The sequence below is a fragment of the Streptomyces sp. CB02923 genome (genome assembly GCF_001905005.1).
Lineage (GTDB): Bacteria > Actinomycetota > Actinomycetes > Streptomycetales > Streptomycetaceae > Streptomyces.
Genome location: NZ_LWKZ01000003.1, coordinates 126625 through 138162 on the forward strand (window position 1 = coordinate 126625; position 11538 = coordinate 138162).

General features: G+C 72.5%; 7 protein-coding genes and 1 riboswitch. Of the genes, 5 read left to right on the top strand and 2 right to left on the bottom strand.

The window, feature by feature from the left end; genetic code table 11:
* Nucleotides 1–112 precede the first annotated feature (112 nt).
* The gene (locus A6A06_RS07750) at nucleotides 113–2560 is read right to left on the bottom strand and encodes a DNA gyrase/topoisomerase IV subunit A (protein ID WP_073760409.1); all 2448 of its coding nucleotides are present in this window, start codon (nucleotides 2558–2560) and stop codon (nucleotides 113–115) included.
* 249 nt (nucleotides 2561–2809) lie between these two features.
* On the opposite strand from A6A06_RS07750, the gene A6A06_RS07755 reads away from it, so the two are divergent.
* The 4 genes from A6A06_RS07755 to A6A06_RS07770 all read left to right on the top strand — a co-directional run bounded on the left by A6A06_RS07755 (nucleotide 2810) and on the right by A6A06_RS07770 (nucleotide 7704).
* A complete protein-coding gene (locus tag A6A06_RS07755) occupies nucleotides 2810–4147 on the top strand; it encodes a M16 family metallopeptidase (RefSeq protein WP_073760411.1) in 1338 nt (445 codons plus the stop codon).
* Nucleotides 4148–4167: 20 nt separating this feature from the next.
* The gene (locus A6A06_RS07760) at nucleotides 4168–5535 is read left to right on the top strand and encodes a M16 family metallopeptidase (protein ID WP_443333727.1); all 1368 of its coding nucleotides are present in this window, start codon (nucleotides 4168–4170) and stop codon (nucleotides 5533–5535) included.
* Nucleotides 5536–5798: 263 nt separating this feature from the next.
* A riboswitch (cyclic di-AMP (ydaO/yuaA leader) is annotated at nucleotides 5799–5953 on the top strand.
* A 13-nt stretch (nucleotides 5954–5966) separates the two neighbouring features.
* Nucleotides 5967–6764, top strand: coding sequence for a M23 family metallopeptidase (locus tag A6A06_RS07765; protein ID WP_073760415.1), 798 nt, complete (start codon nucleotides 5967–5969; stop codon nucleotides 6762–6764).
* A gap of 247 nt (nucleotides 6765–7011) precedes the next feature.
* Nucleotides 7012–7704, top strand: a complete 693-nt coding sequence (locus A6A06_RS07770) for a GntR family transcriptional regulator (RefSeq protein ID WP_073760417.1) — start codon at nucleotides 7012–7014, stop codon at nucleotides 7702–7704.
* Nucleotides 7705–7944: 240 nt separating this feature from the next.
* Here A6A06_RS07770 and A6A06_RS07775 read toward each other — a convergent pair whose 3' ends face one another.
* A complete protein-coding gene (locus A6A06_RS07775) occupies nucleotides 7945–8226 on the bottom strand; it encodes an HPr family phosphocarrier protein (RefSeq protein WP_073760563.1) in 282 nt (93 codons plus the stop codon).
* 351 nt (nucleotides 8227–8577) lie between these two features.
* On the opposite strand from A6A06_RS07775, the gene A6A06_RS07780 reads away from it, so the two are divergent.
* Complete coding sequence (locus A6A06_RS07780; protein ID WP_073760419.1) at nucleotides 8578–11502, top strand: bifunctional acetate--CoA ligase family protein/GNAT family N-acetyltransferase; 2925 nt, start codon at nucleotides 8578–8580, stop codon at nucleotides 11500–11502.
* The last annotated feature ends 36 nt before the right edge of the window (nucleotides 11503–11538 follow it).

Consider the following 11538-nt stretch of genomic DNA (forward strand, 5'->3'; position numbering starts at 1 on the left):
CGACGCCCCCGACGCCTCGAAGCCCCAACGCCCCGAAGCCCCGACACCGCCCCCGGCCCGGCCGCAGCCGTCCGGGGGCGTCGTCATCGTCCTTCGACCGGGACCGCGCCCGTTACACCGGCCCGGCCAGCGTCGCGACCGGCTTCGTGAGGGGTACGCCCGAGCCGTCCCGTCGCGGGTCCGGTTCCGGCAGGTCGACCGGTACGCCCTTGGAGTTCGCCGCGCGCACCGGTGTGGCGCCCGCCCAGGCCAGGGACAGGCAGTCCTCGCCCTTCAGGAACCGCTGGCAGCGCACGCCGCCGGTCGCCCGGCCCTTGCGCGGGTACTGGTCGAAGGGGGTGAGCTTGGCCGTGGAGATCGAGTCGTCGAGCGTGCCGTGCGAGCCGGAGACCGTGAAGACCATGGCGTCGGCGGCCGGGTCGACGGCCGAGAAGAAGATGACCTTCGCGTCCGGGCTGAGCTTGATGCCCGCCATGCCGCCCGCCGGCCGGCCCTGCGGCCGTACCTGCCCCGCCGGGTAGCGCAGCAGCTGTGCCTCGTCGGTGATGAAGACCAGGTCCTCCTCGCCGGTGCGCAGCTCCGCGGCGCCCACGATGCGGTCACCGTCCTTGAGGGTGATGACCTCCAACTCCTCCTTGTGGGAGGGATAGTCCGGCACCACGCGTTTGACGATGCCCTGTTCCGTGCCGAGGGCCAGCCCCGGCGAGGACTCGTCGAGCGTCATGAGACAGATCAGTTCCTCGCCGTCCTGCAGGCCGAGGAATTCCGAGACCGGCGCGCCGCCGGACAGGTTCGGCGCCGCGACGGTGTCCGGGAGCTGCGGCAGGTCGACCACCTGGAGCCGCAGCAGCCGGCCGGTGGACGTCACCGCGCCCACTTCGCCGCGGGTGGTGGCCGGTACCGCCGAGACGATCACGTCGTGCTTGACGCGCTTGGCCTCCGCGTCGAAGTTCACCTCGCCGTTGGCCGTACGGGCCAGCAGGCCCGTCGAGGACAGCAGCACCCGGCACGGGTCGTCGGCGACCTCCAGCGGCATCGCGGTCACCGGGGCGCCCGCCGACTCCAGCAGGACCGTGCGCCGGTCCGTGCCGTACTTCTTGGCCACCGAGGCCAGCTCGCCGGAGACCAGCTTGCGCAGCTCGGAGTCCGATTCGAGGATCTTGGTCAGCTCCTCGATCTCCGCCTTGAGCCGGTCGCGCTCCGACTCCAGCTCGATCCGGTCGAACTTGGTCAGGCGGCGCAGCGGGGTGTCGAGGATGTACTGCGTCTGGATCTCGCTCAGCGCGAAGCGGTCCATCAGGCGCTCCTTGGCCTGCGCGCTGTTGTCGCTGGAGCGGATGAGGCGGATGACCTCGTCGATGTCGACGAGGGCCGTCAGCAGGCCCTCGACCAGGTGGAGGCGGTCGCGCTTCTTGCCGCGCCGGAACTCGCTGCGCCGGCGCACCACGTCGAAGCGGTGGTCGACGTAGACCTCCAGCAGCTCCTTGAGGCCCAGCGTCAGCGGCTGGCCGTCCACCAGCGCGACGTTGTTGATGCCGAAGGACTCCTCCATGGCCGTGAGCTTGTAGAGCTGCTCCAGGACGGCTTCCGGGATGAAGCCGTTCTTGATCTCGATGACCAGGCGCAGGCCGTGCTCGCGGTCGGTGAGGTCCTTGACGTCCGCGATGCCCTGGAGCTTCTTCGCGCCCACCAGGTCCTTGATCTTGGAGATGACCTTCTCGGGGCCGACGGCGAAGGGGAGTTCGGTGACGACCAGGCCCTTGCGGCGGGGGGTCACGTTCTCCACCGAGACCGTGGCGCGGATCTTGAAGGTGCCGCGCCCGGACTCGTACGCGTCCCGGATGCCGCCCAGACCCACGATCCGGCCGCCGGTCGGCAGGTCGGGGCCCGGTACGAACCGCATCAGCGTGTCGAGGTCCGCGTTCGGGTGCTTGATGAGGTGGCGGGCGGCGGCGATCACCTCGCCGAGGTTGTGCGGCGGCATGTTCGTCGCCATGCCGACCGCGATTCCTGACGCACCGTTGACCAGCAGGTTCGGGTAGGCCGCCGGGAGGGCGACCGGCTCCTGCTCCTGGCCGTCGTAGTTCGGTGCGAAGTCGACGGTGTCCTCGTCGATGGACTCCGTCATCAGGGACGTGGCCGAGGCCATCTTGCACTCGGTGTACCGCATGGCGGCGGGCGGGTCGTCGTTGCCGAGCGAACCGAAGTTGCCGTGGCCGTCCACCAGGGGCAGTCGCATCGAGAACGACTGCGCCATCCGCACCAGGGCGTCGTAGATGGAGGCGTCGCCGTGCGGGTGGAGCTTGCCCATCACCTCGCCGACGACGCGGGCGCACTTGACGTAGCTGCGCTCGGGGCGCAGCCCCATCTCGTTCATCTGGTAGAGGATGCGGCGGTGCACGGGCTTGAGGCCGTCGCGGGCGTCCGGGAGGGCGCGGGAGTAGATGACCGAGTACGCGTACTCAAGGAAGGAGCCCTGCATCTCGTCGACGACGTCGATGTCGAGGATCCTCTCCTCGAAGTCGTCCGGCGGCGGGGTCTTCGTGCTACGGCGGGCCATCGCGGCTGCGGCTCCTTCGCTTGCGTCCTGCTGCTTGCCGATGCTGGATCAACGTTCGGGTCTTTCGCGGACCATTGTGGCCCGCCCCACTGACAACGCCGACCGCGACCCTCCCCGGAGCCCCCGGACGGGGTCGCCGGGAAGTCCGCTCGTACGAGGCAGCCCGGCCGGGAACTTCGCCATAGCTCGGCGCGCTTGCATACAGTGACAGAACTTCCTCGCAAGCGGATCGAAGGGACGTACATGCCCATGGGTCACACGGCCACAGAACAAGCCGGCTCCGGCGGCCTGACAGCGACCGAGCACCGGCTGGCCAACGGCCTGCGCGTGGTGCTTTCAGAAGATCACCTGACCCCGGTCGCCGCGGTCTGCCTCTGGTACGACGTCGGCTCACGTCACGAGGTCAAGGGCCGTACGGGCCTGGCCCACCTCTTCGAGCACCTGATGTTCCAGGGCTCCGCCCAGGTCAAGGGCAACGGTCACTTCGAACTGGTCCAGGGCGCCGGCGGCTCCCTGAACGGCACCACCAGCTTCGAGCGCACCAACTATTTCGAGACCATGCCCGCCCACCAGCTGGAGCTCGCGCTGTGGCTGGAGGCCGACCGCATGGGCTCCCTGCTGACGGCGCTCGACGAAGAGTCCCTGGAGAACCAGCGCGACGTCGTCAAGAACGAGCGCCGCCAGCGCTACGACAACGTCCCCTACGGCACGGCCTTCGAGAAGCTGACGGCCATGGCCTATCCGGAGGGACACCCGTACCACCACACGCCCATCGGTTCGATGGCCGACCTGGACGCCGCCTCCCTGGAGGACGCACGGGCCTTCTTCCGTACGTACTACGCGCCCAACAACGCCGTCCTGTCGATCGTCGGCGACATCGACCCCGAGCAGACCCTCGCCTGGGTGGAGAAGTACTTCGGCTCCATCCCCGGCCACGAGGGCAAGCAGGCGCCGCGCGACGGCTCCCTCCCGGACGTCGTCGGCAAGGAGCTGCGCGAGGTCGTCGAGGAGGACGTCCCCTCCCGCGCCCTGATGGCCGCCTACCGCCTCCCGCAGGACGGCACCCGTGAGGCTGACGCGGCCGACCTGGCCCTGACGGTGCTCGGCGGCGGCGAGTCCTCGCGCCTGTACAACCGGCTGGTGCGCCGGGACCGTACGGCCGTGGCGGCGGGCTTCGGCCTGCTGCGGCTGGCCGGCGCCCCCTCGCTCGGCTGGCTGGACGTGAAGACCTCCGGCGGCGTGGAGGTGCCCGGCATCGAGAGCGCCGTGGACGAGGAGCTGGCCCGCTTCGCCGCCGAGGGGCCCAGCCCCGAGGAGATGGAGCGCGCGCAGGCCCAGCTGGAGCGCGAGTGGCTGGACCGGCTGGCCACGGCGAGCGGCCGCGCCGACGAACTGTGCCGTTTCGCGGTCCTCTTCGGCGACCCGCAGCTCGCCCTGACCGCCGTGCGGCGCGTCCTGGACATCACCCCGCAGGAGGTGCAGGAGGTCGCCAAGGCCCGGCTGCGCCCCGACAACCGCGCGGTCCTCGTGTACGAGCCGACCGAGCCGACCGCCGCCGAGGACAACGACGAGGAGGCGGCCCAGTGAGCGACGCCGTCAGCAACCCGATGACGTTCCATCCGCAGCCGGCCGGCGGCGAGCCCAAGCCGTGGGCCTTCCCGGCCCCCGAGCGCGGGCAGCTCCCCAACGGCCTCACGGTCCTGCGCAGCCACCGCCCCGGCCAGCAGGTCGTCGCCGTCGAGATCGACATCGTCGCGCCCCTGGAGGCCGAGCCCGCGGGCCTGGACGGCGTCGCCACGATCATGGCGCGTGCCCTGTCCGAGGGCACCGACAAGCACGACGCCGAGCAGTTCGCGGCCGAGCTGGAGCGCTGCGGCGCCACCTTGGACGCGCACGCCGACCACCCCGGTGTCCGCGTCTCCCTGGAGGTCCCGGTCTCCCGGCTGGACCAGGCGCTCGGCCTGCTCGCCGACGCCCTGCGCGCCCCGGCCTTCCCGGACGGCGAGATCGAGCGCCTGGTGCGCAACCGCCTCGACGAGATCCCGCACGAGCTGGCCAATCCGGCCCGGCGCGCCGCGATGGCCCTCTCCAAGGAGCTCTTCCCCGCCGACTCCCGGATGTCGCGGCCCCGCCAGGGCACCGAGGAGACCGTCACCCGTATCGACGCGGCGGCCGTCCGCGCCTACTACGAGGCCCACCTGCGCCCCGCCACGGCCACGGCCGTCATCGTCGGCGACTTCACCGGCGTGGACCTGGACGCGGCCCTCACCGAGACCCTCGGCGCCTGGACGGGGTCGCCCGCCGAACCGGTCAAGGCCACCGCGATCACCGCCGACGACACCGGCCGCGTCGTGATCGTCGACCGCCCCGGCGCCGTGCAGACCCAGCTGCTGATCGGCCGGATCGGCGCCGACCGGCACGACCGCGTCTGGCCCGCCCAGGTGCTCGGCACGTACTGCCTGGGCGGCACCCTCACCTCCCGCCTGGACCGGGTGCTGCGCGAGGAGAAGGGCTACACCTACGGGGTGCGGGCCTTCGGGCAGGTGCTGCGCTCCTCGGCCGACGGGGACGGCGCCGCGATGCTCGCCATCAGCGGCTCGGTGGACACCGCCTCCACCGGCCCGGCGCTGGAGGACCTGTGGAAGGTGCTGCGCACCCTCGCGGCGGAGGGCCTGACGGACGCCGAGCGCGATGTGGCCGTACAGAACCTCGTCGGGGTCGCGCCCCTGAAGTACGAGACCGCGGCGGCCGTCGCCGGAACCCTCGCCGACCAGGTGGAGCAGCAGCTCCCGGACGACTTCCAGGCCCGGTTGTACGAGCGGCTGGCGCAGACCGGCACGGTCGAGGCCACCGCGGCGGCCGTCAACGCCTTCCCGGTCGACCGGCTGGTGACGGTCCTGGTGGGCGACGCCGCCGAGATCGAGGAGCCCGTCAAGGCGCTCGGCATCGGAGAGGTGACGGTCGTCAAGGGCTGACGGCACGTCATCGGCGCGGTGGCGGCCGTCGGCGGACACCGGAGGCCGACGGCTCGTGATCCGTCCGGATGACGAATGATCATATAAGGGATCCAGTGGCGCGCAGGCGCCACTGGATCTTCTTTATGCCCCAATTGTTGGGGGTGGTTGCGAGGTGCCCGTGTGGCGTACGGCACAAAACCGCGGTTCTGTTTGCCGATTGAAAGTTGCCCCGTTTAGCGTCGATCCGGCTGTCCGCAGGATCACCGCCGCAACCGTGGCACGGACAGGCATCGCCGAGTCCCCGTACGGCGCGAGCCAGGGGAGCCGGGGACCCATGTCCCTTGGGGTGAATCGGACGCCTTCCCGGAGGCGCCCGTAGGAGACCTTCCTGCTCCGAACCCGTCAGCTAACCCGGTAGGCGAGAGGGAAGGAAAGGACACAGCCAGCTCATGGCGTTCACCCGTGCCACCGGGAAGCACCGTGGTCCGAGCCGCAGCGCGCGGACGACCCGTAACCTCGCCGGCATAGCCACGCTCGCCGCGTCCGGCGTCATCGCCTCCGTCGCCTCCCCGGCACTGGCGGCCGGCAACCCGGACGACGCGAGCAACCACGACACCGGCCTCCACCACGCCGTCGTCCTCGGCGACGAGCTCGCCGAGCAGATCGAGGCGCAGGCCGACGCGCAGCAGGAGGCCGCCGAGGCCGCCGCCGCGCAGGCCAAGGCCGAGGCCGAAGCGCGTCAGCAGGCCGAAGAGGCCAAGCGCCAGGCCGAGGCGGAGGCGAAGAAGGAGCGGGAGGCCAAGGAGCGCGCCGCCCGCGAGGCCGAGCGCAAGCGCCTGCTCACGTACGTCGCCCCGGTCGACGGCTCCTACGTCTCCACCAGCTACAAGGCCTCCAGCGGCCTGTGGTCCTCCGGCAGCCACACCGGCGTCGACTTCCACGCCGCCTCCGGGACCACCGTCCACGCCGTGGGCTCCGGCACCGTCGTCGAGACCGGCTGGGGCGGCGCGTACGGGAACAACGTCGTCATCAAGATGAACGATGGCACCTACACCCAGTACGGCCACCTGTCGTCCATCGGCGTCTCGGTCGGCCAGACCGTCACCCCGGGCCAGCAGATCGCCCTGTCGGGCAGCACCGGCAACACCACCGGCCCGCACCTGCACTTCGAGGCCCGTACCGGCGCCGATTACGGCTCGGACATCGACCCGGTCGCCTACCTGCGCTCGCACGGCGTGAACGTCTGACGCACACCCGTCCCCCGTACGACGCCCCGGCCCCCGCGGCCGGGGCGTCTGCGTTTCGGGGACCGCTCCAGGGGCCGCTCGGCAGGCGGGCCGCCCGAATGCCGTTCCGCGCGTTCCTGGCCAAAAATATCCATGAATACGCCGCGGCCGTCGGACAGCACGTTACCGTCGAATAGAGTCACACCCCATGCCGCCGCCCGGCGGCATTTCCGGATGTTCCCAGGGGATTACGGCGGAGGCGCAGACGATGCGAGGCACCATTTCCGCTCATGTGGTGTGCACGGCGATCCGCGACGACATCGTATCCGGCGTTCTGCCGCCGGGAAGCCGGCTGATCGAGGAGTTACTGGCCGGCCGTTACGGGGTCTCCCGCGTCCCCGTGCGTGAGGCGCTGCGCACGCTGCAGTCCGAGGGCTTCGTCGTCATCCGGCACCACGCGGGCGCCTGCGTGGCCGAGCCGACCGAGCGCGAAGCGGCCGACGTCCTGGACATCCGGGGCCTGCTGGAGCCGCTGGGCGCCGCGCGCGCCGCCGTCCGCCGCACCGAGGCGCACATCAAGGTCCTGCGCGGCGTCGTACGGCTGGGCCGCGAGCGCGCCCGGCACGGCCACCGGGCGGAGCTGCGCCAACTCGACGGCTGGTTCCACGAGACGCTCGCCCAGGCGTCCGGCAGCGCCAGCATGGCGGCGCTGCTCACCCAGCTGCGGCGCAAGACCGACTGGATGTACGCAGTCGAACTCCCGGTCCGCGACGCGCGGCCGTGGGAGGAGCACGGCGCGGTGCTGGACGCGGTGAGCCGGGGGGACGCCGAGCGGGCCCGGTCCCTGATGGCGGCGCACATCGAGCGCTCGCGCCCGGCGTACCGGCTGCGCCCGGCGGTTCCCGGGCAAACGGTGAGGGATTCGAAACAGACCGTAAACACGGCGCGCGAACAGAATTAACACGACAGCCGTATGCAAGCGGTAGGCGCATTCTCCGGGAAATCGGATTCCCGGTGCGGTATTCGCGGTGCCGTACAGGCGATGCGGTATTGCGGAATTGCGGTATTGGCACGGATTGCTGTGGGGTGAATACCCCCTGCCCCCCCCCGCAAGCCGGAACATACAAAAACGCGGCCCCGCCCGGCGCCGGTGATCCGGCTACCGCGGCGGAGCCGCGAACACGATGACCCGCGAAGCGGTTCAGACGGTCTCCGGGAGCTCCTCAAGGCCCTCGGCGACCAGCTTCGCGAGGCGGTCGAGCGCGGCGTCGGCGCCCTCGCCGTCGGAGGCCAGCACGATCTCCTCGCCACCCTGGGCGCCCAGGCCCAGCACGGCCAGCATGGAGCCCGCGTTGACCGGGTTGCCGTCGGCCTTGGCGATCGTCACGGGGATCCCGGCGGCGGTGGCCGCACGGACGAAGATCGAGGCGGGGCGGGCGTGCAGACCCTCGGCCCAACCGACATTGACGCGGCGCTCAGCCATGGTGTTGCCCTTCAAGTCGTAACGGTTGTCTAGACCAGTGTCTCATGCTGTCGGGAGTGCTCCGGCAGGCCACGACGGCGCTTGCGACGGCGTTTGTACGGCCCTCGCGACGGCTCTCGCGACGGCCTTCGTGACGGCACTCGCGACGGCGCTTGCTCGGCACCCGTACCGGACTCGCGACGGCACTTTCCGCAGGCCGTGGGCACGCTACCGGCAGCTCTCCGGCACGCGGCCGGACCGTCCGCCATCCGGGACCCGCCGCCCGGCCCCCGCCCGGCTCCCGGCCTGCCCCGGCCCGTACGGGCACGCACACCGAGCCGGTTGTCGGTGGCGGGTCGTACGCTGTCACCCATGCAGAGCCCGTCGGACAGCGTCTACCCGGCCCACTGGGAAGCCGATGTCGTGCTGCGCGACGGCGGCACCGCGCGCATCCGCCCCATCACCCCCGACGACGCGCAGCGCCTGGTCTCGTTCTATGAACAGGTCTCCGACGAATCGAAGTACTACCGCTTCTTCGCGCCCTACCCGCGCCTCTCCGACCGCGACGTGCACCGCTTCACCCACCACGACTACGTCGACCGGGTCGGCCTCGCCGCCACCGTGGGCGGCGAGTTCATCGCCACGGTCCGCTACGACCGCATCGACGAGCGCGGCCGCCCCGCCAAGGAGCCCGGCGCCGACCAGGCCGAGGTCGCCTTCCTCGTCCAGGACGCCCACCAGGGCCGCGGCGTGGCCTCCGCGCTCCTGGAGCACATCGCCGCGGTCGCCCGCGAGCGCGGCATCCGCCGGTTCGCCGCCGAGGTGCTGCCCGCCAACTCCAAAATGATCAAAGTCTTCACGGACGCCGGGTACACCCAGCAGCGCACCTTCGAAGACGGCGTGGTGCGCCTGGAGTTCGACCTGGAGCCCACCGAGCAGTCCATGGCCGTCATGCGCGGCCGCGAGCAGCGCGCCGAGGCCCACTCCGTACAGCGCCTGCTGGCGCCCGGCTCGGTCGCCGTCGTCGGCACCGGCCGCGCCCCCGGCGGCGTCGGCCGCTCCGTCCTGCGCAACCTCCTCGACTCCGGCTACCCGGGCCGGGTGTACGCGGTCAACCGGGCCTTCCCCGAGGGCGGCACCCGCCTCGATCCCGAGGGCGTGCCCGGCCACCGCTCGGTGTCCGAGATCCCCGAGCCCGTGGATCTCGCGGTGCTCGCCGTCCCCGCCGACCGGGTCCCCGACGTGGTCCGGGACTGCGGCGAGCACGGCGTGCGCGGCCTGGTGATCCTCTCCTCCGGGTACGCCGAGTCCGGCACCGAGGGCCGCGAGCGGCAGCGCGCCCTGCTGCGCCAGGCCCGCTCGTACGGGATGCGGCTCATCGGACCGAACGCCTTCGGCCTGATCAACACCGCCCCGGACGTCCGTCTGAACGCCTCCCTCGCGCCGCAGATGCCCGGCGCCGGGCGCATCGGCCTCTTCACCCAGTCCGGCGCGATCGGCATCGCCCTGCTGAGCGGCCTGCACCGGCGCGGCCCCGGCGACGGCTCGATCGCCGGCATCTCCACCTTCCTGTCGGCCGGCAACCGCGCCGACCTCTCCGGCAACGACCTGCTCCAGTACTGGTACGACGATCCGGCCACCGACGTCGCGATCCTCTACCTGGAGTCCATCGGCGACCCGCGCAAATTCATGCGGCTCGCCCGCCGTACGGCAGCCGTCAAGCCCGTCGTCGTGGCCAAGGGCGCCCGCCACACCGGCACCGCGCCGCTCGGCCACACCGTCCCCACGGTCCGCATTCCCGACAGCACGGTCTCCGCCCTGATGCGCCAGGCCGGCGTGATCCGCGTCGACACGGTCACCGAGCTGATCGACGCCGGGCTGCTGCTCGCCTCCCAGCCGCTGCCGGACGGCCCGCGCGTGGCCATCCTCGGCAACAGCGAGTCCCTCGCCCTGCTGACGTACGACGCCTGCCTCACCGAAGGGCTGCGCCCGCTGCGCCCGCACGTCCTCGCCGCCGCGGCCACACCGGAGGACTTCCGTACGGCGCTGTCCGCGGCCCTGGCCAACGGGCTCTGCGACGCCGTCGTGGTGACGGCCATCCCCTGGGTGGGGGAGGAGGGCGTGGCCTCCCCGGGGGAGGGCGCCGACCTCGCCGCGGCGCTGCGCGAAGCGGCCTCGTCCGCCGCGCCCGCCAAGCCGGTCACCGTCGTACACCTCGCCATGGACGCCCTCGCAGATGCGCTGGCGGCCCCGCCGCCCTCCGGCGGCGCCCCGGCCCGCCCCGACACCCCCGCGGCCCCCGACGGCGCCTCCGGAGCCCCGCAGACCCCCGCCGCAGCCCCACCCGCCCCACCCGGCAGCACACCCCCAGGCACCACACCCGCCGACACCACACCCCCCGCCTCCCCGCCCGCCCCCCTGATACCGGTCTTCCCCGCCGCCGAGCGCGCCGTCCGCTCGCTCGCCCAGGCGGTGCGCTACGCGAAATGGCGCCGGGACGCCACCGACCCGGGCCGGGTGCCCGAATACGAGGACATCGAGGAGGCCGCCACCGGCGCCGACATCGACCGGCTGCTCGACGAACTGGGCCGGCACGCCGACATCACCCGCTCCGTCCCGCTGCCGGCCGACGACGCCCACGCCCTCCTGGCCCGCTACGGCATTCCCGTGCGCCCCGCCCACCCGGCCCCCGACCCGGACACCGCCGTACGCGCCGCCGCCCGCCTCGGCTACCCGGTCGCCCTGAAGACCACCGCGCCGCACCTGCGGCACCGCCCCGACCTCGGCGGCGTCCGACTCGACCTGACCGGCGAGGCGGAGCTGCGCCGTGCCTACGCCGAGCTGACCGACTTCCTCGGCAAACCGGAGGAGCTGCGCCCGGTCGTCCAGCCGATGGTGCCGCGCGGCGTCGACACGGTCGTCCGCGCCGCCATCGACCCGGCCGCCGGCGCCGTCCTCTCCTTCGGCCTGGCCGGCGCCCCCTCACAGCTCCTCGGCGACACGGCCCACCGCCTGATCCCCGCGACGGACCGCGACGTCGCCGACCAGATACGGTCCATCCGCACGGCGCCGCTGCTGTTCGGCTGGCGCGGCAGCCAGCCGGTGGACACCGCCGCCCTGGAGGACCTGCTGCTGCGCGTCTCCCGGCTGGTCGACGACCACCCCGAGGTCGTCGGCGTCGACCTGGAGCCCGTCGTCGTCGCCGCACACGGCCTCGCCGTCCTGGACGCCACCGTCCGCCTGGCCCGCCCGCCGGCCACCACCGACCTGGGCCCCCGCCGGATGCCCGCCTACTGACAGCGGGCGCCGCGGGGCCCTGCCGGGCGCCCCTGG

Excerpts from the sequence above, each read along its gene's own strand:
- A6A06_RS07750 (WP_073760409.1), bottom strand. The coding sequence starts at position 2,560 with ATGGCCCGCCGTAGCACGAAGACCCCGCCGCCGGACGACTTCGAGGAG.
- A6A06_RS07760 (WP_443333727.1), top strand. The coding sequence starts at position 4,168 with ATGACGTTCCATCCGCAGCCGGCCGGCGGCGAGCCCAAGCCGTGGGCC.
- A6A06_RS07765 (WP_073760415.1), top strand. The coding sequence starts at position 5,967 with ATGGCGTTCACCCGTGCCACCGGGAAGCACCGTGGTCCGAGCCGCAGC.
- A6A06_RS07780 (WP_073760419.1), top strand. The coding sequence starts at position 8,578 with ATGCAGAGCCCGTCGGACAGCGTCTACCCGGCCCACTGGGAAGCCGAT.
- A6A06_RS07775 (WP_073760563.1), bottom strand. The coding sequence starts at position 8,226 with ATGGCTGAGCGCCGCGTCAATGTCGGTTGGGCCGAGGGTCTGCACGCC.
- A6A06_RS07770 (WP_073760417.1), top strand. The coding sequence starts at position 7,012 with ATGCGAGGCACCATTTCCGCTCATGTGGTGTGCACGGCGATCCGCGAC.
- A6A06_RS07755 (WP_073760411.1), top strand. The coding sequence starts at position 2,810 with ATGGGTCACACGGCCACAGAACAAGCCGGCTCCGGCGGCCTGACAGCG.